This is a genomic window from Stanieria cyanosphaera PCC 7437 (assembly GCF_000317575.1).
GTDB lineage: Bacteria > Cyanobacteriota > Cyanobacteriia > Cyanobacteriales > Xenococcaceae > Stanieria > Stanieria cyanosphaera.
This window is the reverse complement of record NC_019748.1, coordinates 1286485-1311677: the sequence shown is the minus strand read 5'-3', so window position 1 is coordinate 1311677 and position 25193 is coordinate 1286485. Positions and strand designations below refer to the sequence as shown.

Genomic DNA, 25193 nt, shown 5'->3' with positions numbered 1-25193 from the left:
ATTTTTTTAGTAAAGCTACCATCAATAATGAAACTAACAAAATTACACTGTATATGCCTAAGTTTAGCGATACTAAATACCTTAAATATTTTATTATTTACTAATAAAACCCATGCTCAAGAATTAGACTGTAACCTATCTGAAGTAAAAAAACATTCAAAAAATCGTCAAATAGCTCCAGAGCAATCTTGTCAATTAACTAAATCTATTACTGCATCAAATAGTTCTGGTTCTCCTGCCTTGCGTAGAATTCCTAACCAAGGAGAACAACAATTTGAACCAACTCGCATCCCTCTACGTATTCCCACTTATAGAAGATCTTATCGGGCTGCTCCCAGTATTACAATTATTAATCCTTCAGGTTATGGGGCAGCAGCAGGTAACGCAGGAATTGGGGTTGGATTTCAAGAAAGAGTCCGTTTTAAAAACGATGCTGATGGTGTAATTGGTTTAGGCTTTGGATTGGGTAATCCTCAAAAAAACATTGGTGTACAGCTAGGTGTTAGTCTCGTTGATGTTAGCGATCCATTTCGAGACGGAGCAATTAATCTTAAGTTACATCGAAGATTACCTAGTGATTTTAGTGTCGCTACAGGTGTCCAAGGAATAGCAACCTGGGGAAATACGGACGGTGGTTCTTCAGTTTATGGAGTTACAACTAAAAGATTAGTTCTTCAACAAGACCGAAGTAAACCCTTTAGTGAAATTTATGCTTCTGTAGGGATTGGAGGTGGACAATTTCGCTTAGAAGAAGATATTGATAATGGCGTTGAATCCGTAGGTATATTTGGTAGTCTAGCAGTTAGAGTAATCGAACCAATCAATCTAATTACTGAATGGACTGGTCAAGATTTGACTATCGGAGTTTCTGTAGTACCTTTTCGGAATATACCGTTAGTAATTGTACCGGCGGTCACAGATGTTACTGGTGCAGCAGGAGATGGAGGAAGAGTAATTCTTGGAGTTGGTTACAGTATTTCTTTTTAGTTTTTAATTAGTATCTAAATTTAATATTATCCAGAAAAAACTATGAAACTATCTCACTTAATTCTTCAAATTAGTTTAATTTCTAGCTCTATTATTGTATTGGCTGACTCGGTTTTGCCTCAAACTGGTAATATGTCTGATATTACAGGACCTAATCCTGTAGAAGTCATTCCTAATCAACCATCAAGTACAGACAACACAACAGTTGTTGAACAAGAACCTAATGTTGAAACTCCAACCACCCAAACTCCCACTCAACCAGAAGTAGTTGAAACTCCTGCCACCGAAACTTCCACCCAACCAGAAGTAGTTGAGAATCCTGCGACAACGGAAACTCCCACCCAACCAGAAGTAGTTGAAACTCCAACCACCCAAACTCCCACCCAACCAGAAGTAGTTGAAACTCCTGCGACAACGGAAACTCCCACCCAACCAGAAGTAGTTGAAACTCCAACCACCCAAACTCCCACCCAACCAGAAGTAGTTGAAACTCCTGCGACAACGGAAACTCCCACCCAACCAGAAGTAGTTGAAACTCCAACCACCCAAACTCCCACTCAACCAGAAGTAGTTGAGAATCCTGCCACCGAAACTTCCACCCAACCAGAAGTAGTTGAGAATCCTGCCACCGAAACTCCAACCCAACCAGAAGTAGTTGAAACTCCTGCCACCGAAACTCCAACCCAACCAGAAGTAGTTGAGAATCCTGCGACAACGGAAACTCCCACCCAACCAGAAGTAGTTGAGAATCCTGCGACAACGGAAACTCCCACCCAACCAGAAGTAGTTGAGAATCCTGCGACAACGGAAACTCCCACTCAACCGAATATCAAAAGTCCTGGCAACTCAAATCAAGATAATCTTGCAGACACCGATGAAGAAAATTTAACCAGCGATATTGATTCAAAAACAGAAACAAACACAACAGAAAGAAGTAATCAATCCTTAACACAAAAGGAAGAAAGTGAAACTTCTGCTGAAACTGAAGAAGTCGCCGAACAAGAAAAAAAACCCGAAGAAAAGTCCGAAAATAACCAAAAACAGTCAGATTTTGAAGGAGAAATAGATCGCCTTGCTTATGAAGTACAAGTACAACAATCAACTCCAGAAATAGCTATTCAACTCCAAGAAGAATTACAAGCAACTCAGTTAGTTGGTTATTCTGGAACACAACTTTATGGTCAAACTCCTTCAGTTCAAGAAATTTCTCAAAGATTAGGACAATTATGGCAACAAACAGGTAAAAAAGCTGCTTTTATTAACATTTCAGTTCAATCTAATCAATTAGAAGCCTTTGCCGTGTTACCTAGTTTACCAGAATCTGCTAGTAACCCTAATTCTGAGACTGCTTCAAACAAAAATAACAGTAATAAATGGTCGCAACCTCGACAACCACTAGCACTACGTCGTACTGTACATGATACATCTCGACAAACTGTCCTTGACACAGCGAAAAAATTTCGCTCTGAAATTGGTAATTCAAGAAAAATTAACCAAACTAACTATCTCAAAACTTCTCAACAACTTTATCAATGGCTCATCGCTCCTTTAGAAGCTGAATTAAAAGCTAATCAGGTCGATGTTTTAGTTTTCTCGATGGATTCTGGGTTAAGATTGATCCCTATTGCTGCACTTTATGATGGCAAACAATTTTTAATTGAAAAATATGCGGTTGCGTTAGTGCCTAGTTTTGGTTTAACTGATACTCGTTACGTTGATGTAAGTCAGAGTCCAATTTTGGCAATGGGAGCTTCAAAATTCAAAGATCAATTTCCACTTCCTACCATGCCAATAGAATTACAAAACGTAATTAGCAATCCTCGTCAAGGGGAATTATTTCTCAACGAACAATTCACCGTTAATAATTTCAAAACCCAAAATCTTCGCGCCCGCCCTTTTAGAATTATTCATTTAGGTACTCATGCAGAATTTCTTGCTGGAGAGTTTCAAGATTCTTATATTCAATTCTATGACCAGAAGTTAAAATTACCTCAATTAAGAGAAATTTCTGACGAATTAGGCTGGAATACTACTCAAAGCGCACCTGTCGAATTGTTAGTATTGAGTGCTTGTCAGACTGCTATAGGTAACGAAAAAGCAGAATTAGGTTTTGCTGGTTTAGCGGTACAAGCTGGAGTAAAATCTACCTTAGCAAGTCTTTGGTATGTTAGTGATTTAGGAACTTTGGCTTTGATGAGTGAATTTTATGATGAATTAAGTGACTCTTTAATCAAAGCTGAGGCTTTACGACAAACTCAATTAAAAATGCTTAAAGGACAAGTAGTTGTTGATAATGGCAAATTACAGTTATCTAATGGAAATTCTCTTGAGCTTCCCGCAGAATTTCCCAAAGGAAACTTGAGTTTTTCTCATCCTTATTTCTGGTCATCTTTTACTTTAGTTGGTAATTGGAACTAACGCTTAAAAATTAAAAGATGGATAGCGTTTTGTTATCCATCAGTGTTTAAAATTTTATTTTCCACAACTACAAAAGTTATGGTGTGGAAGATACAGTAGCGGTTGGACTATTAATCGCTTGATATTTCCAATCTGAATGATGCCAAGCTTGACCATCAAGTGCCATTTGTTCAATTAAACTTGCTAATCGTAAAGCTTTAATTGCTTGTTGACCGCCTACCGAAGGTTGATTACCACCTCTAATACAGTTAACAAAGTGTTCTAATTCTGCGTGTAAAGGTTCAATGTTACTAGTCTGTACTTTTTCGATCAAGCCATTTTGTCGATATAATACTTGTCCTCTTTCAGTTGTGTAGTTAGCTTTGGTTTGACGATGAATTAAAATTTCATTGTTTAAAAAATCTGTTTCCACCAAAGAATCTTGACAATGAGCAGACAAGGTTCGGATTTTACGATGGGTTACCTTACTAGCTGTAAGAGTAGCTACAACTCCATTAGCAAAACTTAAAGTTGCTGTCACATAGTCTAGATAACCAGAATTAGCAGCACTACTACCACTAGCTGTCAGTTTAGTGACTGGTGCAGCAGTTAACTCTAAGAGTAAATCAAGGTCATGAATCATTAAATCTAAAACGACAGAGACATCGTTAGCTCTTTGAGAATAAGGACTCATACGACGAACTTCTACTGCTAACAACTCCTCTGTTTTTAAGACTTTACTTAATTCTTGAAAAGCTGGATTGAATCGCTCAATATGACCTACTTGTAAAATACAATTGGCTTCGGCTGCTACATTAACTAAAGACTCGGCTTCGGCAAGAGAAGCTGCAATTGGTTTTTCAATTAGAGTATGAACTCCTGCTTGTAAACAATCTATTCCTACTTGATGATGTAATCGAGTCGGAACAGCAATACAAACAGCATCAACATGAGGTAAAAGATCTCGATAATTCTCAAAAAAGCGAGCGCGATATTTGCTAGCAATATCTAATCCTCTTTCAAAATTGATATCAGAGATTCCAACTAGTTCAATATCTTTGAGCAAACCGAGAACACGAGCGTGATGTTGTCCCATGTTACCAACCCCAATGACTCCCATACGGATTGGTTGAGAATGATTTCTCGATATAGGATAATCTTGATTGTTTTGATGATTATGATCTTGCACTCTTTTAAACTCCTCCACCACGAAGAATTCAGATTGATTTACTTTTGCTAGTAATAACAAAGTTTAAAATCGATTTTCTGAATCCTACTTAAATAAATTATTCAGAATATTATCATAGGTAACTGCGATCGCTTTCGTCAGATGCGGAGTAGATCGCCAAGCAAACTTCTTGCCAATGAGCTTGCACAGTAAACTACTTTGTTACTAAAGATTATTCGTTATACATTTCGGTTGCTTCCAATAGTTTAGTAATCAAGATTAATTACTATTGTGATTAATATAACTTTACATCTGGTAATTAGATCAATAATGAATATTTTCAATACCAATAATTGTAGAAAGGAAGGTTGGCAGCCCTAGAACTTACTTCCTTTCTAGTCAACCCCTAATAACGAACATTTAAGCGTTAGTCGCAGCATTTGTGGGAATTGACTGAGTTTTTTGGGTTATTTTACGAATTTCGGAATAGAATGCGGTTTGCATTGTCCCTGTAGATTCTTTGACCATAGTTGTTCTAAGTCTTAAATTGTCGCTGGCAAACCAAAGACGTTCTTGAGCTTCAATCTGTTCCATTTTAAGAGTTAAAGTCAAAGCTTGGTCTTGAGCAAGTAAATATTGACCAAAACTAACACCTGAATTAGTTCCTGTAGCTATTTGAATTATTTTACCTTGCTCAGTATTATCTTCCTCAGCCAGAAAAATAATTAAAGCCGAACCTTGTTGTTTCGGCTTACCCCAATCAACTGAATTATCCCAGCTATGTTTTAAACTACCTACGATTAAATTACTATCAAGTTGATGTTGCTGACAAATTGGTGTGATTTGAGGATGATTCGCTTCTAATAATTCAATTGTCAGATTAGCTTTAGCGTTTTCTGCTGTTTGTTGATTGAGATTATAATTGGTTCGTTGACTAAACCACTCGCCTACGCTTAAATTGATAAATTCACTTATTTTCATAAAAAATTAGTAACTTTGACAAACTAATGAGGTTTAATTAAATACTTTTAACTTATTCGCTGTAGAGAAATCATAGCAGCTTGACTTACTTGAGGATGACTGTCTTTAGCTAAAAACTTGAGAGCAGAAATACTTTTCTGTGAAGGTAAATTGCCTAAAGCCTGTGCTAATCTTTGCCTAACTAACCAGTCTTCTGAAGAGACAAAACGAAGGATATGCTCAATGGCTTCAATAGCTTTGATTTCTCCCAAAGCAGCGATCGCTGCTTGTTGTAAAACTATTTCTTCACTATCTAAAGCTTCAATTAAAAGATCTTTGGCTCGTAAATCTTGAAGATTACCTAATGAAACTGCTGCACTAAAACGTACTAACCAATTAGTATCTTCATAAAAAGCTCTGCTTAAAGGTTCAAAAGCTCGGATATCTCCCAAATAACCTAAAGCTCCAGCAGCATCAGCCCTAATGCCGTAATCTTCCTCTGTTTCCAATAATTGAACTAAAATACCGTAGCATTCTTCTGTAGATTTGATTCCGAGTGCAAAAACTGCCATCGAACGAACGGGAATGTTTTGATCGTAAAGTACTTTTTTAATTAAAGGAACAGCATCTTCAGACGCGACTTCTCGTAATGAAGCTAAGGCAAGCATGCGATCGCGAGAATTAGAACTTTCAAGTTGATGAGCAAGATATTCTAAATTTTGCTGAGTCATTATTTTTTAAATCAATTTGTTAAACAAATTAGCTCCTGCTATAAAAACAGGAGCTTATCTTACTTGTTAATAATTGACAATACCAAAACCCATTTTTAGTCTAGGTCAGGCATAGCCAGTACTGGTTCAGTTTCGCGGTCAATACCTTTTTCAAATCCACCAGCAGCAGCCCTTGCACGACCAGCGTGCCAGAGATGACCAACTAAGAAGAAGAAAGCCATCACAAATTGGAAAGAAGCTAACCATTGACGGATATTAACAAAGTTGAAAGAGTTAGACTCAGTAATAATACCGCCTACAGAGTTTAGAGAAGCGTTAGGTGCATGAGTCATATACTCAGCAGCACGACGTAACTGCCAAGGTTGAATGTCATTTCTGATTTTGTCTAAATCAATACCATTAGGACCACGCATGGGTTCTAACCAAGGACCACGGAAATCCCAGAAACGCATAGTTTCACCACCAAGAATAATTTCACCAGTGGGAGAACGCATTAGGTATTTACCAAGACCAGTAGGACCTTGAGCAGAACCAATATTAGCACCCATTTGTTGGTCGCGAGCTAGGAAGGTAAATGCTTGAGCTTGAGAAGCTTCTGCGTTAGTAGGTCCATAAAACTCACTGGGGTAAGCAGTGTTGTTAAACCAAATAAAACAAGCAGCGATGAAGGACATTAAAGACACAGCACCGATACTATAAGAAAGATAAGCTTCACCAGACCAAATCAAAGCACGACGAGCCCAACCAAAAGGCTTGGTCAAAATGTGCCAAACACCACCAGCAATACAGATCAAGCCGACCCAAATGTGACCACCAATGATGTCTTCCATGTTGTTAACACCAACAATCCAACCTTCACCACCAAAAGGTGCTTTAGTTAGATAACCAAAAATCACAGCAGGATTCAGGGTTGGATTGGTAATAACACGAACGTCTCCGCCACCAGGAGCCCAAGTATCGTAGACTCCACCGAAGAACATGGCTTTAAATACCAACAAGAAAGCACCACATCCTAAAAGGATTAAGTGGTAACCAATAATATTGGTCATTTGGTTTTTGTCTTTCCAGTCATAACCAAAGAAACTGGAATATTCTTCTAAAACTTCGGGTCCGCGAATAGCGTGGTAAATACCACCTAAACCAAGAACCGCAGAAGAAATTAAGTGTAAAACACCAATAACAAAATAAGGATAAGTATCAATTACTTCTCCACCAGGACCAACTCCCCAACCTAAAGTAGCTAGGTGAGGAATTAAAATCATCCCTTGTTCGTACATTGGTTTTTCTGGAACATAGTGAGCAACTTCAAAAATAGTCATTGCTCCAGTCCAGAAGACAATTAAGCCAGCGTGCGCTACGTGCGCACCTAAAAGTTTACCGGAAAGATTGATTAAACGAGCATTACCAGCCCACCAGGCAAATCCGGTTGAATCTTGGTCGCGACCGCTACCGTATGCAGGATTAGAGAGCGTTACCACGTGGTAGAACCTCCTCTGGGAATTCAAAGTTTTCGTGGGGTTGGTCTTGAGTTGCCATCCAGGCTCTGAGACCTTCGTTGAGCAGAATATTCTTGGTGTAGAATGTCTCAAACTCTGGGTCTTCTGCTGCTCTCAATTCTTGAGAAACAAAGTCATATGCCCTTAAGTTGAGCGCAATGCCAATAATCCCAATGCTTGCCATCCATAATCCTGTTACGGGTACAAACAGCATGAAGAAGTGTAACCAACGTTTGTTGGAGAAGGCAATCCCAAAGATTTGTGACCAGAAACGATTGGCAGTTACCATACTGTAGGTTTCTTCTGCTTGGGTTGGTTCAAACGCTTTGAAGGTGTTTGCTCCATCTCCGTCTTCAAACAGGGTGTTTTCTACTGTTGCTCCGTGAATGGCGCACAATAATGCTCCTCCTAGTACTCCTGCTACTCCCATCATGTGGAACGGGTTGAGGGTAAAGTTGTGGAATCCTTGGACAAACAGAATGAATCTAAAGATTCCTGCTACTCCAAAACTGGGTGCAAAGAACCACGACGATTGTCCCAAGGGATACATTAAGAATACGCTGACAAATACTGCGATTGGTGCCGAAAACGCGATCGCGTTGTAAGGTCTAATTCCTACTAAGCGAGCGATTTCAAACTGACGCAGCATGAAGCCGATCAAACCAAATGCTCCGTGCAGAGCTACAAATGGCCACAAGCCTCCGATTTGACACCAACGAGTGAAGTCCCAGTTTGCTTCTGGTCCCCACAGGAACAGTAACGAGTGTCCCATGCTGTCTGCTGGGGTTGATACTGCTACGGTGAGGAAGTTACATCCTTCTAAATATGAGCTTGCTAAACCGTGGGTGTACCAAGATGTCACGAAGGTTGTTCCTGTTAACCAGCCTCCTAGGGCTAGGTATGCGCAGGGGAATAGTAATATTCCTGACCAACCTACGAAGACAAAGCGATCGCGCTTGAGCCAGTCATCGAGGACATCAAACCATCCTCTACTTGCTGGAGCGCGTCCTACTGCTATAGTCATAGTTTCTAATCCTCTTGCTTAAACTAAACAAACTGCAAGAATAATAAAATTGGACGCTTTTATGTTTTTGGCGACAGCTACATTTGTGATGAACTGTCAATACGGTGATTGAACATGGCGAGGCTACCTCGCTGTCTCCCATCGTCAAGTTTTATAACACTTTACCAGTTAATCCTGGTTAAGTTTTTTGTTTTTGGACTGAGTTTTGTCCTAAGATCGCTAACAAGTGATTCTAGCGATTTAGTGGGTTAACATTTTTTAAAATAGCATGAGTAGGGCTGTCTTCCTGAATCTAAATCAAGAATCTCAGAAAAAAAGCCTTGACTCTTCTCTAATAATTATTAGCAAAATTTTTACAAAATGACATACTTCTACTCATAAATCTTTAAAATGTTTTTTTGAGATACAGTACAATTCCCAATCGTCTACATAAATTAAGTTAAATTACAAAAAGCAATGACAACGAATCAGGGCGTTATTCGCCAAAATATTTTGGGTTCTCGCAGATTTAGTAATTTTTTATGGGCTAGCGTTTCTTTGATCGGAGGGATTGGCTTTTTACTGGCAGGACTTTCTAGTTATTTAAACACCAACTTGCTGTTCGTCTCAGACACCAGTGAGCTTCAATTTATTCCTCAAGGAATAGCTTTGACTTTTTATGGTGTAGCTGGTTGTCTTTTGTCAATTTATCTCTGGCTGATTATTCTTTGGGATGTAGGCGGTGGTTATAATGAATTTAATAAAGACCAGGGGATTGTCAAAATTAGTCGTTCTGGATTTCCTGGCAAAAATCGGCGCATTGAGATTGAATTTCCGCTAGAGGATGTTCAATCAGTCAAAGCAGAAATTAAGGAAGGACTTAATCCCAAACGAACTTTGTATCTAAAGGTCAAAAAAAGAAGAGATATCCCTTTAACTCGTGTCGGTGAACCAATTGCTCTCTCGGCTTTAGAAAATCAAGGAGCGCAATTAGCTCGTTTTTTAGAAGTTCCCTTAGAAGGACTATAAAAATTATCGACAATTGAAAATCAAAAATGTTTTAACAGATAAAGTAATTAAGCAGCAAAATCTTAGTTTGAGCTAGGAAATTGGGGAAAAAATGAAGACAAATTTTGGGTTTAAAAATCTAGTTACGCTAATTGTGATTATTGGTTTAGCTTTGACAGGATGTAACAGTGCAACCACAAATTCTTCCCAAGCGTCCCCATCATCTGATAACCTCTCAACAACGCAAGTAGAATCTACCACTGCTGATACCAGTAGTTTAGCAATGAATCAAAATTTACCGAAATTAGAAGGCAAAGCCAAAGTAAAGTTAATCGTTAACGGTTCACCAATTGTAATTGAACTTGATGGCGATGATGCACCCATAACTGCTGGTAATTTCGTCGATTTAGTTGAACGTGGAGTATATGACGGATTAGTATTTCATCGTGTGATTAAACAACCTCAACCTTTTGTGGCTCAGGGAGGAGATCCTCAAGGAAAAGACCCTAATTTTCCTGTCAGTCGCCTTGGTACAGGTGGTTACATCGATTCTGAAACAGGACAAAGACGTTTTATTCCCTTAGAAATTAAATTGGATGGAGAAGAAGAACCTACTTATAACGAAGCTTTGGGAAGACAAGCGGGTTTGTCTGCACCTCCTGTAACTCTGAAACACGATCGCGGTGCAGTAGCGATGGCTCGTTCTCAAGCTCCTGATTCGGCATCTTCTCAGTTTTACATCGCTCTAGCAGATTTGGAATTCTTAGATGGTGATTATGCTGTCTTTGGCAAAGTAGTTGAGGGAATGGATGTGGTTGACAAAATCGAACAAGGCGATCGCATCGAATCGGCAAAAGTAATCGAAGGAGCAGAAAACCTGAAACAATAAATTCTGAATTCAATAACTAAGAATTCTGAATTTTATGAATGTGGTTGTAACTGGTATTGGCTTACTGACTTGTTTGGGTTCGTTAAGCAGTACTTGGCAAAATTTAAAGGAGGGTAAATCGGGGATTAGGTTGACACAAATTTTCCCTGATTTTCCTCTTTATCCTTTAGGCATGATTGGGGAAAATCCTGTTAAGTTAAAAGCTCTTACTAAACTAGTAGTGGAAGCAGCCTTAAAAGATGCAGGATTGGAATCGCCTCTATTTGATTGCGGTGTAGTAATTGGTTCAAGTCGTGGTTGTCAAGCAGATTGGGAAGAATTAGCAACCACTCAAAATTATCAAAATTGGTTAGAGACTTTACCTCATCAAGGTTCAGTTTTAACGGCTAATCTTTTAAATACCACCGCACCAGTCTTAGCTCCAATGGCAGCTTGTGCTACAGGAATAACTGCGATCGCGCTTGGTTTTGAGTTGATTCAAACAGGTCAATGTCAACGGGTGATAGTAGGAGCGGTAGAAGCACCAATTACCAAACTTACTTTGGCAGGTTTTGAACGAATGGGAGCTTTGGCAACTACGGGTTGTTATCCTTTTGATATCCAGCGAGAAGGTTTGGTTTTAGGAGAAGGTGGTGCTGTATTGATATTGGAAACAGCCGAATTGGCTGCTCGGCGTCAAGCAAAAATTTATGGCAAAATTTTGGGTTTTGGGTTAACTTGTGATGCCTACCACATCAGTGCGCCAGACTCTGATTTGGGGAGTGGTTTATTGGCAGTTAAGCAATGTTTAACCAGAAGTAATCTTAAGCCTACTGAGATAGACTATATTCACGCTCATGGCACTAGTACTATTCTTAATGATGCTCATGAAGCTCAATTAATTCAAGCTTTATTTCCTCAATCCGTAGCAGTCAGTTCGACTAAAGGTGCAACAGGACATACTTTAGGCGCATCGGGAGCAATTGGCACAGCGATTTGTTTGACGGCATTAAAAGAGCAAATATTACCGCCTTGTGTAGGCTTAACCGAATCAGAATTTGATTTAGACTTAGTTTCTGTAGAGCGTCAGGGTGAAATTCAAAGAGTACTTTGTTTCAGTTTTGGCTTTGGCGGTCAAAATGCTGTCTTAGCTTTAGGAAAATAAGCTTATATAAAATAGAAAAAATAATGCTACACATCACAAGGAGGCAGGAGTTAAATTTTTCATTTTTCTCATTCCTCATTTCTCTATTTGTAGCAAGAAGCATTTAGGTATTTCAGATTAAACATTTTTAATCACTCGGCAAGGATTACCTACCGCAACCACGTTATCTGGGATATTTTTGGTTACTACACTACCTGCACCAATAGTTACATTCGAGCCAATCGAAATCCCAGGACAAATAATCGCGCCACCACCAAGCCAAACATTATCACCAATAGTAACTGGTGCTGCTAGTTCTCTACCAGTTAATCTAACTTGAGGATCGCTAGGATGAGATGCAGTATAAATTTGAACTTTTGGTGCTAGTAAAACATTATTACCCAGATACACCTTATTACAGTCAAGAATTATACAGTCATAATTAATATATAAATTATCACCAGCCCAAATATGACAACCGTAATCGCAGTAAAATGGAGGTCTGATCACAAAATTAGAACCAATTTTACCAAACAGATTTAAAATAATATCTTTGCGCCAATCTACTTGATGAGGCTGAGAAAAGTTGAAATCATAAAGTAATTGAGCTGCTTTAGTCTGCATTTGAGCTAATTCTTCATCTATTGCCAAATACAATTCACCATTCAGCATTTTTTCTTTTTCTGTTTTTTCTTTCATACTTGTTTGTTTATTAAGCTTTTTATTAGTTCTTAAATTCACTTAATTAATTTTAATTAAATCTCATTTTTTTTGTGTGGCTCAGAGGGAGTTATGAACTAATTATTATTAATACCAATTCTCAAAAGTAACTGGAGACATAAATCACTCTGCCTTCATAATTTAAAAACTTAGAGCCTTTTTTTCTTATCTTCTCTCTTCTGTCTTTTACCTAAATCTAAAGTCTCTCGCTATTTTTGATAAATGGTTTAATTTCCCATCTCCACACTTTGCCATCTTCAGGATCGACAATTTCTGATACTTTAGTCATGCCACACTTTTCTAGGACTCTAGTGGATGCACTAGTTTCTGCTAAGGTATAAGCGCAAACGCAATTTACTAAGCCAGAAGCAAAAGCAATTTCAATAAGTTGACTGGCAGCAGAAGTTGCCAAACCTCTACTTTGATAATCAGGCGCGACGGAGTAACCAATCTCAACGGTACGTTGAGAATCAGGAACTGATTTAAAACCTCCCAACCCAACCAAGGCTCGCTCAGGACGAAAAAGAAATAAATACGGTAGCCACGGATGCCAAATTTGGGCAGTTTGCAAGCGATCCAAACTATATTGAAGTGCGCCCTCAAAAGGTAAGTATCCCTCAATTACCCGAAATCCGTAAACTCTCGAAAAATCATCTGCGTCTTCAATCAGTAGCTTAATATGTTCGAGGGAACAAGGAACAATTTCTACAGCCATGTAATTTTTACCAATCGTAAGTACCAGGCAAAATCAAATATAAAATAAAAACTATACAATAAAAACTCTTATTTCTCTGCTGTTGCACCTAACGCACCTCTAAAGTATCGAAAACGTTAGTCAAAATTTTCAAGAAGTTGGGTATTCGGTTAATTTTGGTACTATTGGTACGTTGGGTTTGCTAATATTTTAAGTTGGTAAATTATTTAGCTAGTCTGGCAGAAGCCCCGCTCCGTAGTCGATAGACTCAGAGTCGGGACGGGTCATTTAAACTGCCGAAGTGAATTCGGCACGCAGCCCCTCATGAATGCCAGTCAGACTCTACAAATCTAATTTTAGCATGAGCCAATAGTCGTGCTAAAATTAGCTCATGCTAACCATGAACTACAAGTTCAGAATTTATCCCACAAACCACCAGCAAACACTCATGCTTACTTGGCTAGAGACTTGTCGGCGTTTGTATAATCAATGCCTTCGCGATTTGAAGGACTGGATGAATTCGCGCCAATGTAGTTTGTCTTCTTGCTCTCTAGAACGGGAATATATAATGTCTCCCGACGTTCCTTTCCCTAGTTACCTAGAGCAAAAACGACAACTGACTCAATGGAAAAAGACTAATCCGTACTATCAAGACGTGCATTCTCAAGTTACGCAAGATGTAGTCAAACGCTTGCATAATACCTGGGAGGCTTTTAAAGCTCGTGGCTATGGATTCCCACGTTTTAAAAAATACGGACGTTATCAGTCTTTTTTGTTCCCTCAGTTTAAAGATAACCCTATTACAGGAAATGTTATTAAGCTCCCCAAAATAGGTAAAGTGGTTATTAACTGTCATCGTCCTATACCAGATGGGTTTAAAGTAAAAGGAGTCAGGATTGTCTCTAGAGCAAGGGGTACGATTTGGTACGCAGTAGTTAGTATACAGTCCGATATTTCCGTACCCGACCCGTTACCTATGGGACGAGGTATTGGTTGTGATGTCGGACTTAAGAGCTTTTTGGTGACGAGCGATAATTTGCGTATTGAACCAGCTAGGTTCTTTAGAGACTTGCAAAGTAGGCTGAAAGAGCTACAACGTCAAGGGTCTCGGAAAAAGAAAAAGTCCAAAAACTGGGAGAAAGCGCAACTCAAAGTTGCTCGTTTACACCATAAGATTGCCAATTCTCGTCGTAACTTTCACTTTCAAACAAGTCATCTATTATGCGACCAAGCAGATATGATTTTTGTCGAAGATATAGATTTTCGTGTCTCGGCAAAAGGATTCTTGGGTAAGCATATGTTGGATGGAGGTTTCGGTCAATTCCGAAATTTGCTGTCGTGGGTATGCTGGAAGCGTGGAAAATACTTCGCGGAGGTAGACCACAAGTATAGCAGTCAGATTTGTCCTGAATGTGGTACGCATACTGGCAAAAAAGAATTAAGTGAAAGAATTCATCTCTGCCCAGAGTGTAACTATACTACTAGTCGCGACCATGCAAGTGCGAGAGTACTGTTACAACGAGGATTGGAGTCTATAGTACCCGTGGACTGCGGGGAAAGGAAACTGCCTTCTGAATGCGAACTACCGAGGATAGAAATATCTAGGCAAGTGCAACGAAGGAATGTCTTAATGTGAGTTAAGAAGCCAGCACTGTACCCGATAGGGTCTGTGTCTGGAGTAGTCACAACCGAGTAATATTAGCTATTACGTAAGCTAGAAATTTTTTTTATTACAGATGAAACCGCAACAGCAACCCAAAAATCCTTGTTTTTCTTCTGGTCCTTGTGCTAAACGTCCTGGATGGAAACCTCAAGTTTTAGAAAATGCTTTACTAGGACGTTCTCATCGGGGTAAACCTGGGAAAGCAAAATTAATGGAAGTAATCGATCGCACTAGAAATATTCTTGGTGTTCCTAGTGATTATAGAATAGGTATTGTGCCAGCTTCGGATACTGGTGCGGTGGAAATGGCAATGTGGTCGCTTTTAGGACCACGTAGTGTTGAAGCTTTAGGATGGGAAAGTTTTGGTCGTGCTTGGGTTACAGATATTGTTAAGCAATTAAAATTGTCTAATGTTCGTTCGGTTACCGCAGAATATGGTGATTTACCTGATTTAAGCCAAGTTGATACTAATAGTGATGTAGTTTTTACTTGGAATGGTACAACTTCGGGTGTTAAAGTACCCAACGGAGATTGGATTGCTGATGCTCGAGAAGGCTTAACAATTTGTGATGCTACTTCTGCTGTGTTTGCGATGGAATTACCTTGGCAAAAATTAGATGTAGTTACCTATTCTTGGCAAAAAGTTTTGGGTGGTGAAGCACAGCACGGTATGCTTATTTTAAGTCCTCGCGCTGTAGAACGTTTAGAAAGCTACACTCCATCTTGGCCTTTACCGAAAATTTTTCAACTAACTAAAAACGGTAAGTTGATCGAAGGCATTTTTAAAGGAGAAACTATTAATACTCCATCTTTACTTTGTGTAGAAGATGTCTTAGATGCTTTAAAATGGGCAGAAAGTTTAGGTGGTTTATCAGCATTACTAAAGCGATCTCTCAACAATTTAGAAGCAGTTGAAAAATGGTTAGAACAAACCGATTGGATTGATTTTCTAGCCAACGATCCCGATACTAGATCTAATACTTCTATTTGTCTGAAAATTGTCGCTCCCTGGTTTACAGATTTGAGTTTAGAAAAGCAACAAAAATTTACTAAAGATTTAGCTAATCTTTTGGATCAAGAAGGTGTTGCTTATGATATTGGGGCTTACCGAGATGCACCTCCAGGTTTACGTTTGTGGGGTGGTGCTACGGTAGAAACCAGTGATTTTGAGCTTTTGTTTCCTTGGTTAGAATGGGCTTATTCAACAGTTAAAGGCTAGTGAAAAAGTTAACAGTAGATATGTAACATATTACATCTGTACAAAAAATTACCAAGATTATTAAGAGTCGATGCGACGATTTTACTTCTGTAAAAAAAACTTGTCTGCATCGACTTAACTTTAGTAGAGTCTGTATAGTTGATTCAAATAAGAATGAAACATTTTTTCGGCTGAAAGCCTTTCGTAGCAAGAAGAGATTGTCTCACTCTAAATTGAAATGACTATAACTATGAAAATAGCCCATCTTAAAGTTAACAAGAATAACGTACAATAAGATTGTACAACTATTGTCAGAGCGATCGTGTTAAACAAAGAAACCACTTATTCTCAAGCTAGAGCTAATTTAGCCAGTATTTTAGATGAAGTAGTAGACCAACAGCAGATATTTATTATCAAACGTCGCAATGATAAAAATGTCGCTTTAATTGCCGAAGATGAATTATCTAGTTTGTTAGAAAGCGTTTATTTACTTCGTTCTCCTGAAAACGCCCGCAGATTGTATCGTGCGCTATCATGGTCTGGATCTGAAGAAGCACAACCTCAAACTATAGATGAATTAAAGCAGGAGTTGGGTATTAATTCCGATTCTGAGTCTGAGTAAAGAATTTCGACGGAGTAAACTGTGACTCGGAAGAAAAAACAATCTAATTCAGATAATCGAGAACAATCTCCTCAAGGATACATACCTTTATTTAGTCCAGATTTCAAACTAGATTTGCGTTGGTGGTATCAAAATGAGCCGAAGAAGGGTGATAAAATTATGGATCTGGTTGCAGATATCCTAGACGGCGATCCCTTTAAAGGTATTGGTAAACCCGAACCATTAAAATATATAGCTTCTAATACTTGGTCACGTCGCATCGATTTGGAACATCGTTTAGTATATAAAGTAAAAAATAATCGAATTTATTTTCTACAGGCTCGTTATCATTATCAAAAAGACGATTAATAATTGCAATCGCGATCTTTAGGAGCGGAGCGAACCCCCCGTTATCTTAATTTAATAACTCGATCCAAACATTGAACCGAGTTACAATTTTTATCCCACTAATAAACCAACAGAAAAATTTTGTAAAATCTCTCCAACTACTAAATTTTCTCCTGTTATTGTTTGATTATTTATGAGATTATGCCAAGTTTTATTAGGTAAAATTAAACTTGTATCTTCCCATACATCTACACCAAGAGGAAGTTGCCCTGGTTTAATAATTGTAGTTAAAAAACGAGGTGCGATCGCAACTAGAGTTTGATCTCCATAATTTCTGGCAAAAGCAATAATATGATTTTGATATTTTCCTGTAATTTCTATTGGTTGATAATTGCCATTTTGAAATATTTCTAAGTATTCTTTTCTCGCTTTTAATAATTGATGAGTCAGAAATAATTTTATTTTGCCGTTTTCTTTGGTTTCAATTAATTCTTTAAGTAATTGCTCAATATTTTGCTCACTTTTTTCTTTGATTTCTTGTAAAAATTCTCTTCTTTTTTGATAATCTACAGGACGACGATTATCTGGATCAACTAAGCTTAACTCCCATAATTCTGCACCTTGATATAAATCTGGTACGCCAGGGGCAGTGTTTTTAATTAACACTTGGGAAAGAGAGTTATAGATACCGTATTCAGCTATTTGTTTTTGAAAAGGTCGAAATTGTTGCCAAAAATTCGATTCTTTTGGGTCTAAAACTTTATCAATAAAGCTAAAAAATGCTGCTTCATATTCCTCATCGGGACGTAACCAAGCAGTATGAACTTTAGCTTCTCGAACTGCTTTGAGGATATAGTCTTTAATTCTATCAGGAAAATCGGCTAAGTCACTTTCTTCAAAGGGAAAAGCACCTAATAAGGTTTGGTAAAAGAAATATTCGTCATTAGCATCAGGAATACCATTTTGTTGGTGAACTCGATTCATTTCCCGCCATTGATTCACTTGTTGTTCCCATTCTTGAGGTATTTCTGAAAGAACATTTATTCTGGCACGTACATCTTCACCCCGTTTAGTATCATGGGTAGCAGTAGCATTCATGCCATGCAACCAATTGTTAACTTTATTGTGATTGAATTGATGAAATAAATCCAAACTAATTCCAAAATGACTAGGGTTTCCTCCAACCTCATTTAATGATAGTAATCGGTTATAAACATAAAGCAGTGTATCTTCAACTCCCTTCGCCATTAATGGTCCTGTTAATTGTTGCGATCGCATTACAAAATGCAACCATTCTTCTCGTTGAGTTTGACTGCGAAAATCTTCGTATTCTAATAATAAAACTTTGTGAATAAAATTAAATTCATTAACAAGTAAAGGAGCTTTTTTCTTAGCAGCTTTGATAGTTTCATTTACGTATTTTTCATCTATTTCTCCAATTCCATCTGCATCTATATAAGTACGATAAACAGGAAAAAGTGCTAATAATTCAAACAAAGCTTGTTTTAAACCATAAAGGGTAAAATCACTTCCTGCTCTGGTTTGTGCAGCAATTCTTTTTAAGATTTGAGCCAGATTTTCTAGATCGCCTGCTAAGTTTCTTTCTAAAATTAAACCTTTCTTTTCATAAACTAAATCTTGATAAGCGTCAGTTAAATCAGTGAAACGAGTATAAATTTTGGTAAATTCTTTTTCATTTTCTGGGCAACAAAATATTCCATTAACATAGTTGAGAAATTCATAACCACTCGTTCCTTCAATTTGCCAGTGTTGAGGTAAGTCTTCGGTTAATTCAAGAATTTTTTCAACCGTGATATAAACATTACCTAATTTTTCTCTCAATCTAATTAAATATTCGCTCGGATCATATAATCCATCAATATGATCGATGCGTACTCCTGTAAATTTCTTTTCTTTAACAAATCGCTCAATTAATTCGTGAGTTGTCTGGAAAACTTTGGCTTCTTCTACTTTGACAGAAATTAACTCATTAACTGTAAAAAATCGCCGATAATTAATTTCTTCTGCCCCAACTTTCCAGAATGATAAACGATAAAATTGTTCAGAAAGTAAGTTATCTAGTAAGTTAAAACTTTCAGAATTGTCAACTTCGCCATTAAATTCTTGCAGATTGTTTTGAATAAACTCTTCTACCTCAGGATTTTGCGTATAGGTTTCCCAAAGCAAACTTTTAACAAAATTTAATTGATCGTAACGCTCTTTACCTTTAGTTTCTTCTGGGATATTTTTGAGTAAATATAAAATGCCTAAAAATTTAATAAAGTCTGGATGCTGACGACCTATTTTTCTAGCTAATTTCCCTAAATTACGAATAATAAAAGTTAGATAAGATTCAATTCTTACAGGTAATCTTAAACCATAGTAACTAATTGATAATCCAGTTGCATCGTAATTAAGTTTAAGTTCTCCTCTCTCTAAACAATTACCATAAAAATCTCCTAATAAAGGAGCAAGTACCCTGCCTTGCATTTCTTCATAGGGTTGATTCCAATTAATATCAAAAAAATCAAAAAACTCAGAATCTTTACCATTTTCCAAGACATCCATCAACCACAAATTATGACTGTCATAAGCCATGTGGTTAGGAACAATATCTTGCAACCATCCTAGTTGATATTTTTTAATTTCTTCGCTCAATTTTTCAAAATCTTCTTCAGTTCCTAGTTCAGGATTAAGGATAGTTGGATCGACTACATCATAACCGTGAGTGCTGCCTTGGCGAGCTTTAAAAATTGGTGAAGCATATAGATCGGAGATGCTTAAATCTGCTAAATAATTAATAATTTCTTTGGCTTGAACAAAATTAAATTCGGAGTGAAATTGAATTCTATAAGTGGCTGTAGGAATACGCATAATTAAAAGTAAAAAATAAAAAGTAAAAAGTAAGAAAATAAATCCGAGTTTACTGATGGTAGATAGCAAAACTATGAGATTTAATTAATAATTCTTGTTCTTCGGTTTCAATTCTTTCTGGTAACTCAGAACCATCGCTCATCCATTTGGGTTCGGCAGAGTCGAGAATTTTTTGCCAATTCCCAGGCGGAAAAGAGATTTTTAAGCTAACATTTTGCTGATTAAAATTGAGAATACTAAAAATCTGACTATTATCTTGCCAACGATGTAATAAAAGAACGTTTTCTTGCTCGTAAGCAGTTGCTTTTAAATTTTGCTTATCTAATTTTTTCAAGGCAGGAATAGTGCGACGTAGTTGAATTAATTGTCGATAAAGTTGCCATAAAACTTGATGTTTTCCTTCCTTTCTTTTTTCCCATTGCAGTTTTGATGAATTAAAAGCTTCTAAACTTTGAGGATCGATATATTCTCCTTCAAGATGAAAATCAGCAAACTCTTTTTTTCTGCCTTCCCTTACCGCTTTAACTAAATCAGGATCGTTGTGACTGACAAAATAAAGAAAAGGAGATTCTTCCCCGTATTCTTCCCCCATAAATAATAAAGGAATATAGGGAGAAAGCATTAAAGCACCCGCAGCTAATTTTAATCCTTCAAAATTAACCAAGTCTGATAAACGTTCCCCTAACATTCGATTGCCAACTTGATCGTGATTTTGGATACAAACTACAAATTGTGAACCAGGGCGATCGCTTGCGTCGCTGCCATGATATCTTTTCCGAAATGGAGAATATTGCCAATCGTAGACAAAAGTTTTTTGATAAGCTTTAGCTAGTTGTTTGCAAGTACCAAAATCTTGATAATATCCAATTAAATCTTTGGTTAATAAAGTACGGATGCAATGGTGAAAGTCATCACTCCATTGAGCATCAATTCCGTAACCACCTAATTCTCTTGGACGGATAACACGTACGTCATTAAGATCGCTTTCGGCAATTAAATAGAATTTTCTGCCTATTTTTTGAGAAAGTTCTTCTACTCTTTCGGCAATCTCTTGTAGAATGTGTTTTGCTCCCAAATCATAAATGGCATGAATAGCATCTAAGCGCAGCGCATCAAAATGATAATTTTCAAACCAATACAGGGCATTTTCAATAAAATAATTCCGTACCCCATCACTGTAAGCATCATCAAAGTTAATCGCACTTCCCCAAGGAGTCCGATAGGTTTCGGTAAAATAAGGGCCATGATGGGCGATATAATTCCCTTCTGGACCAAAATGATTGTAAACTACATCTAAAATTACCGCTATCCCTTGTTGGTGCGCTGCATCGATTAATTGCTTTAAATCTTCTGGTCTACCGTAAGAATTTTGTACTGCATAGGGATATACCCCATCATAACCCCAGTTTCGTTCTCCTGGAAATTGAGCAACTGGCATAATTTCAATCGCATTAACACCCAATTCTTTTAAGTCTGATAACCGAGGAATAATTGCTGTAAAAGTCCCTTCATCAGTAAAAGTCCCGACGTGCAACTCATAAATAATCATCTCGTCGAGAGCAATACCATTCCAATCAGAATCTTGCCAATTGATATTATTGTGATCGATAACTTCCGATGCTTCGTGAACTCCTTGTGGTTGGAAATGTGAAGCAGGATCGGGTTTGTCTGATGCTTCTTCTAGTTGATAATAATAAAGTGTACCTGGATCGATCTTCTCTGTTCTCAGATGCCAATAACCTTGTTCCTGCTTTGTCATTGGTAGTAATTTCTCTTCAGGAGAAACGATATGTACCGCTACTTTTTCTACTAAAGGTGTCCACAAAATAAAGTCGCAAACACCATTTCCAAGATAACAAGAACCAACTTTCATGCTTGTTTGGCGATTGGGTGGTGATGAAATAACACAGGAACATCGGTTGTCGACCATTCCTTCCTGTTTTTTTTACCACGATTAATTTTTATCCGCTTCTATCTAAAGACTGGTTTGTGTTTGGGAAGATAATAAGAGCGATCTCGCAAATGACTAATAACTTGCTGTCAAAGACCTAAAATCAAATAGGAAAACAAAATCTATTTGAACAATAGATCTATTATTGTCAATCTTGATTATTCAAGCTTGCAGAAGTTCTAGAGAAAAATTTTTGATGACTATCTCAAAAATACCAATGTTAAATAACAGTTAATCGCCAACCAAAATCTTTATAATATAAAATACAATCATTTATTAAAAAACAATTTATTTTTATCTATGTTTGCAGGGTTATCTGAGCAGCGAATGCATTTAATTCGTTGGGTTTTGACTATTGCCTGGCTTCTGATTATTGCATCGTTGTTTTACGATCCCTGGACTCCAGTTTTAACAGAACCAGATCATCCTTGGAGTCCATTGCGTTTGTCAGATAGCTGTATTTCGGTACAAGGACAGTGTTTAGTCGAACAGCCGTATCCTTTGGCTACTACCTTATTTTGGGGTGCGATCGTTCCTGCTGCTATTTTTATTCTGTTGGTGTTTGGACATGAAGTATGGCGACGCATTTGTCCTTTATCTTTTTTATCTCAAATTCCTCGTGCCTTGGGCTGGCAACGACAATTCAAACGTGAAAATCCCAAGACAGGAAAAGTAAGATACGAACTTGCTAAAGTAAAACCTGATTCCTGGCTAGGTAAAAACTATCTCTACCTTCAGTTTGGCTGGCTTTTTGTGGGATTATGTGGAAGAATTTTGTTTTTTAATGCCGATCGCTTTGTTTTAGCCTTGTGGCTACTGTTTACCATCGCTGCTGCTATCACTGTTGGGTATCTCTATGGTGGGAAGTCTTGGTGCAACTACTTTTGTCCGATGGCTCCCGTACAGCGAATTTATAGCGAACCAGGGGGTTTATTTGGTAGTAAAGCGCATACCAGCGATCGCATTATTACCCAATCAATGTGTCGTACTGTTTTACCCGATGGTAAGGAGCAAAGTGCTTGTGTTGCTTGTCAGAATCCCTGTATCGATATCGATTCTGAGCGGGTTTATTGGGATAGCTTGAATAAACCTGAAGAGTCTTTCTTGCGCTATGGCTATGTGGGTTTAGTAATTGGTTATTTTGTTTATTACTATCTTTATGCAGGAAGTTGGGATTATTATTTTTCTGGTGCTTGGGCAAGACAAAGCGATCAACTAGCATCCTTATTAAGTCCTGGATTTTATTTATGGGGAGAGGCGATTAATATCCCTAAACTAGTTGCCGTTCCTCTAACACTCGGTGGTTTTACTGCGATCGCATATCAGTTGGGTCGCTGGATTGAAAAACGAGCAAAGTTTTATAGCCGTAATCACGCTCTTAAACTGAACTCAGAAATAATTCGACACCGAATTTTTACCCTTTGCACCTTTCTAATTTTCAACTTTTTCTTCATTTTTGGCGGTCGTCCTTTAGTCCAATTAATGCCTCTTTGGGGTCAATACATTTACGATTTAGGTTTGGTATTGGTGAGTACGCTTTGGCTTTATCAAACTTGGCGACGTAGCCCCGATCTCTATTCACGAGAAAATTTGGCTGGTCGTTTTCGCAAGCAACTGGAGAAATTGCAGCTTAATGTTTCGGAGTATTTAGAAGGACGTTCTTTAAGTGATTTAAACACCCATGAAGTTTATATTTTGGCGAGAGTTTTACCTGGTTTTACCAGACAGAAGCGACATGAAGCTTATAAGGGTGTGGTGAGAGAAGCTTTGGAAGAAGGATATGTTAACTATTCCAGTAGTTTAGAAGTGCTGCAACAATTGCGTCAGGAATTAGGCATTACCGATAACGAACACCGAGAAGTGCTGGAGGAACTCGGTATCGAAGATCCAGAATTACTCAATCCCGACCGCCAACGCAGCTTAGAAAATCAAATTCGCTTGAGTGGATATCGTAAATCCCTAGAACGGTTAATGCTGTTGCAGAAACAACAAATTGACAGTAGCGAAAATAATTATTTTGATAGTTTACTAGAACAAAACTCCGCCGAAATTCGTACTTTACGTCGTCAATATTCAATCACACCTCAAGAAGAAGCCTGGATTTTAAGCGGAATTACTCCTGAAGCTGGCAACCTCCGTCGAGCAGAATTTTTGGTTGCTCAATTACCTCCTTTAATTTCCTGTTATCGCGCCCTTCATCAACCAATACTTCGCAGATATGATGACGTATTAAGGTTATTGCGAGATAGTATCCATCACAAAAAGGAACTGATTGTACAAACCATTTTAGAAACGCTAGAAAAACTACTACCAAATGAACCAGCAGCAATTAGTTTGGCACAACAGTTAGGACAGTTAGCACCGACGGTTTTAGAAGAACTTTTAGAATCAGAAAACTGGCGCGGTCGCTTGCATCCAGATTTGTTGCATAGTTTAACTTTGTTACAAGAACAATCTAGTGCTTGTTCCCTTGACTATTCTGTCGAAAAAATCTTAAATTCTTTAGAACCTCTACTCTACGATCGCAATCCCCTAATTCAAACAGCTTGTCTTTATATTACTGCTCAACTGAACCTTCAACACAGTCAGGCAATTGCCCGTGATTATAGCAGTGTGCAAAACTCACCTTTATTTAAAGAAACTGCCAAACTTCTCCTGTCGCTATCTGAACCTCATCCACCTTTAACCAAATTTCCTCTTCTAGAGAAAGTGGTGCATCTATTTAATAGTGATTTCTTTCATCGAATGTATAGCGAGACAATTATTGCTCTTGCCGAGCGTGCTGAGATCAGAATCTATTCCACCAACCAAGTCATTACGGAAGCAGGTGATACTTGTCGAGAACTACTTCTATTGATTGAAGGAGAAGCCAAAATTATCTTCTATTTACCAGGCGAGGACATTCGAGTAGAAAAACTTCACCCAGGACAAACTTTAGATGAATTAGAAGTCTTAGCGCATAGCGACACGAACAACACTATTCTTGCTGACAGCGATGTCACACGAATTTTAGCAGTTCCCGTTGATACTTTTGATGATTTTCTCGAATTAGACCGCGATTTTGCTCGCCGTGTTTTAGAGCTAGAAAGTCGGCAACTCCAGCGATTTATGCGATCGCTACAAACTTCATAGACTATCACACTACGTATTTAGGTTAGGACACGCAAATCTTGTCAGGGCGAGAGCGCCAATCGCCCCTACGATTTACAATAATGTCCTAATCTTTCTTTGTACTGCTATATTTCTTCAAAATAAAATATATATTTCAAAAATTAAAAAGGCTTAAAAATTTTACCACTTTAGAGAGATCTTATTTTAGGCTATTAATTTTTAGCAATGCGAGCATTAAAAAATAAAAATCAAGTAACATAGCAACAAATAA

At 37.8% G+C, this 25193-nt stretch carries 19 protein-coding genes; 10 read left to right on the top strand and 9 right to left on the bottom strand.

Features of this window, described 5'->3' with window-relative positions; all coding sequences use genetic code 11:
- Positions 1 to 27 precede the first annotated feature (27 nt).
- Together STA7437_RS05745 and STA7437_RS24720 are read left to right on the top strand one after the other, a co-directional pair.
- Entirely contained in the window at positions 28 to 987 is a 960-nt protein-coding gene (locus tag STA7437_RS05745; protein ID WP_015192428.1) for a hypothetical protein, read from the top strand.
- Positions 988 to 1029: 42 nt separating this feature from the next.
- On the top strand, positions 1030 to 3405 hold the full coding sequence (locus STA7437_RS24720; RefSeq protein WP_015192427.1) for a CHAT domain-containing protein: 2376 nt from the start codon (positions 1030 to 1032) through the stop codon (positions 3403 to 3405).
- A gap of 76 nt (positions 3406 to 3481) precedes the next feature.
- On the opposite strand, the gene STA7437_RS05735 is transcribed toward STA7437_RS24720, so the two are convergent.
- The 5 genes from STA7437_RS05735 to psbD all read right to left on the bottom strand — a co-directional run bounded on the left by STA7437_RS05735 (position 3482) and on the right by psbD (position 8763).
- The gene (locus STA7437_RS05735; RefSeq protein ID WP_051036094.1) at positions 3482 to 4504 is read right to left on the bottom strand and encodes a Gfo/Idh/MocA family oxidoreductase; all 1023 of its coding nucleotides are present in this window, start codon (positions 4502 to 4504) and stop codon (positions 3482 to 3484) included.
- Between the two features lie 468 nt (positions 4505 to 4972).
- Positions 4973 to 5533 carry a phycobiliprotein lyase gene (locus STA7437_RS05730; protein ID WP_015192425.1) on the bottom strand — a complete coding sequence of 187 codons (561 nt, stop codon included), beginning with the start codon at positions 5531 to 5533 and terminating at the stop codon, positions 4973 to 4975.
- 47 nt (positions 5534 to 5580) lie between these two features.
- On the bottom strand, positions 5581 to 6243 hold the full coding sequence (locus tag STA7437_RS05725) for a HEAT repeat domain-containing protein (RefSeq protein ID WP_015192424.1): 663 nt from the start codon (positions 6241 to 6243) through the stop codon (positions 5581 to 5583).
- A 95-nt stretch (positions 6244 to 6338) separates the two neighbouring features.
- Positions 6339 to 7721: a photosystem II reaction center protein CP43 gene (psbC, locus tag STA7437_RS05720; protein WP_015192423.1), complete on the bottom strand. Its 1383-nt coding sequence runs from the start codon at positions 7719 to 7721 to the stop codon at positions 6339 to 6341.
- Positions 7705 to 8763, bottom strand: a complete 1059-nt coding sequence (gene psbD, locus STA7437_RS05715; RefSeq protein ID WP_015192422.1) for a photosystem II D2 protein (photosystem q(a) protein) — start codon at positions 8761 to 8763, stop codon at positions 7705 to 7707. The genes psbC and psbD overlap by 17 nt, the downstream gene beginning before the upstream one ends.
- Before the next feature lie 456 nt (positions 8764 to 9219).
- Between psbD and STA7437_RS05710 the strand changes: the two genes are divergently transcribed.
- From STA7437_RS05710 to STA7437_RS05700, 3 genes are all read left to right on the top strand, one after another.
- Complete coding sequence (locus tag STA7437_RS05710) at positions 9220 to 9771, top strand: photosystem I assembly protein Ycf4 (RefSeq protein WP_015192421.1); 552 nt, start codon at positions 9220 to 9222, stop codon at positions 9769 to 9771.
- Positions 9772 to 9862: 91 nt separating this feature from the next.
- A complete protein-coding gene (locus tag STA7437_RS05705; RefSeq protein ID WP_015192420.1) occupies positions 9863 to 10639 on the top strand; it encodes a peptidylprolyl isomerase in 777 nt (258 codons plus the stop codon).
- 34 nt (positions 10640 to 10673) lie between these two features.
- Positions 10674 to 11783, top strand: coding sequence for a beta-ketoacyl-ACP synthase (locus STA7437_RS05700; protein ID WP_015192419.1), 1110 nt, complete (start codon positions 10674 to 10676; stop codon positions 11781 to 11783).
- A gap of 117 nt (positions 11784 to 11900) precedes the next feature.
- Here the strand turns inward: STA7437_RS05700 and STA7437_RS05695 are convergent, their stop codons facing one another.
- Positions 11901 to 12461 carry a sugar O-acetyltransferase gene (locus STA7437_RS05695; protein ID WP_015192418.1) on the bottom strand — a complete coding sequence of 187 codons (561 nt, stop codon included), beginning with the start codon at positions 12459 to 12461 and terminating at the stop codon, positions 11901 to 11903.
- 217 nt (positions 12462 to 12678) lie between these two features.
- Positions 12679 to 13197, bottom strand: a complete 519-nt coding sequence (locus STA7437_RS05690; RefSeq protein ID WP_015192417.1) for a GNAT family N-acetyltransferase — start codon at positions 13195 to 13197, stop codon at positions 12679 to 12681.
- A gap of 370 nt (positions 13198 to 13567) precedes the next feature.
- Between STA7437_RS05690 and STA7437_RS05685 the strand changes: the two genes are divergently transcribed.
- From STA7437_RS05685 to STA7437_RS05670, 4 genes are all read left to right on the top strand, one after another.
- Positions 13568 to 14812 (top strand): RNA-guided endonuclease InsQ/TnpB family protein, encoded by a 1245-nt coding sequence (locus STA7437_RS05685; RefSeq protein ID WP_015192416.1) that lies wholly within the window; start codon positions 13568 to 13570, stop codon positions 14810 to 14812.
- Between the two features lie 100 nt (positions 14813 to 14912).
- Positions 14913 to 16058, top strand: coding sequence for a phosphoserine transaminase (locus tag STA7437_RS05680; protein ID WP_015192415.1), 1146 nt, complete (start codon positions 14913 to 14915; stop codon positions 16056 to 16058).
- A 301-nt stretch (positions 16059 to 16359) separates the two neighbouring features.
- Entirely contained in the window at positions 16360 to 16659 is a 300-nt protein-coding gene (locus STA7437_RS05675; RefSeq protein ID WP_015192414.1) for a type II toxin-antitoxin system Phd/YefM family antitoxin, read from the top strand.
- A 21-nt stretch (positions 16660 to 16680) separates the two neighbouring features.
- Complete coding sequence (locus tag STA7437_RS05670) at positions 16681 to 17007, top strand: Txe/YoeB family addiction module toxin (RefSeq protein ID WP_015192413.1); 327 nt, start codon at positions 16681 to 16683, stop codon at positions 17005 to 17007.
- Positions 17008 to 17097: 90 nt separating this feature from the next.
- Here the strand turns inward: STA7437_RS05670 and treY are convergent, their stop codons facing one another.
- Both treY and treZ read right to left on the bottom strand, forming a co-directional pair.
- Positions 17098 to 19860 carry a malto-oligosyltrehalose synthase gene (gene treY / locus STA7437_RS05665; protein WP_015192412.1) on the bottom strand — a complete coding sequence of 921 codons (2763 nt, stop codon included), beginning with the start codon at positions 19858 to 19860 and terminating at the stop codon, positions 17098 to 17100.
- 49 nt (positions 19861 to 19909) lie between these two features.
- Positions 19910 to 21733, bottom strand: a complete 1824-nt coding sequence (treZ, locus tag STA7437_RS05660) for a malto-oligosyltrehalose trehalohydrolase (protein ID WP_041619206.1) — start codon at positions 21731 to 21733, stop codon at positions 19910 to 19912.
- A gap of 378 nt (positions 21734 to 22111) precedes the next feature.
- On the opposite strand from treZ, the gene STA7437_RS05655 reads away from it, so the two are divergent.
- Entirely contained in the window at positions 22112 to 24943 is a 2832-nt protein-coding gene (locus tag STA7437_RS05655; protein WP_015192410.1) for a cyclic nucleotide-binding domain-containing protein, read from the top strand.
- Positions 24944 to 25193: the final 250 nt, after the last annotated feature.

Bases quoted from the DNA above. Each gene is read 5' to 3' on its own strand.
- STA7437_RS05690 (WP_015192417.1), bottom strand. From the start codon at position 13,197: ATGGCTGTAGAAATTGTTCCTTGTTCCCTCGAACATATTAAGCTACTG.
- STA7437_RS05680 (WP_015192415.1), top strand. From the start codon at position 14,913: ATGAAACCGCAACAGCAACCCAAAAATCCTTGTTTTTCTTCTGGTCCT.
- STA7437_RS05745 (WP_015192428.1), top strand. From the start codon at position 28: ATGAAACTAACAAAATTACACTGTATATGCCTAAGTTTAGCGATACTA.
- STA7437_RS05700 (WP_015192419.1), top strand. From the start codon at position 10,674: ATGAATGTGGTTGTAACTGGTATTGGCTTACTGACTTGTTTGGGTTCG.
- STA7437_RS05655 (WP_015192410.1), top strand. From the start codon at position 22,112: ATGTTTGCAGGGTTATCTGAGCAGCGAATGCATTTAATTCGTTGGGTT.
- treZ (WP_041619206.1), bottom strand. From the start codon at position 21,733: ATGAAAGTTGGTTCTTGTTATCTTGGAAATGGTGTTTGCGACTTTATT.
- STA7437_RS05735 (WP_051036094.1), bottom strand. From the start codon at position 4,504: ATGGGAGTCATTGGGGTTGGTAACATGGGACAACATCACGCTCGTGTT.
- STA7437_RS05710 (WP_015192421.1), top strand. From the start codon at position 9,220: ATGACAACGAATCAGGGCGTTATTCGCCAAAATATTTTGGGTTCTCGC.
- STA7437_RS05695 (WP_015192418.1), bottom strand. From the start codon at position 12,461: ATGAAAGAAAAAACAGAAAAAGAAAAAATGCTGAATGGTGAATTGTAT.
- STA7437_RS05725 (WP_015192424.1), bottom strand. From the start codon at position 6,243: ATGACTCAGCAAAATTTAGAATATCTTGCTCATCAACTTGAAAGTTCT.
- STA7437_RS24720 (WP_015192427.1), top strand. From the start codon at position 1,030: ATGAAACTATCTCACTTAATTCTTCAAATTAGTTTAATTTCTAGCTCT.
- treY (WP_015192412.1), bottom strand. From the start codon at position 19,860: ATGCGTATTCCTACAGCCACTTATAGAATTCAATTTCACTCCGAATTT.
- STA7437_RS05685 (WP_015192416.1), top strand. From the start codon at position 13,568: ATGCTAACCATGAACTACAAGTTCAGAATTTATCCCACAAACCACCAG.
- STA7437_RS05705 (WP_015192420.1), top strand. From the start codon at position 9,863: ATGAAGACAAATTTTGGGTTTAAAAATCTAGTTACGCTAATTGTGATT.
- psbD (WP_015192422.1), bottom strand. From the start codon at position 8,763: ATGACTATAGCAGTAGGACGCGCTCCAGCAAGTAGAGGATGGTTTGAT.
- STA7437_RS05730 (WP_015192425.1), bottom strand. From the start codon at position 5,533: ATGAAAATAAGTGAATTTATCAATTTAAGCGTAGGCGAGTGGTTTAGT.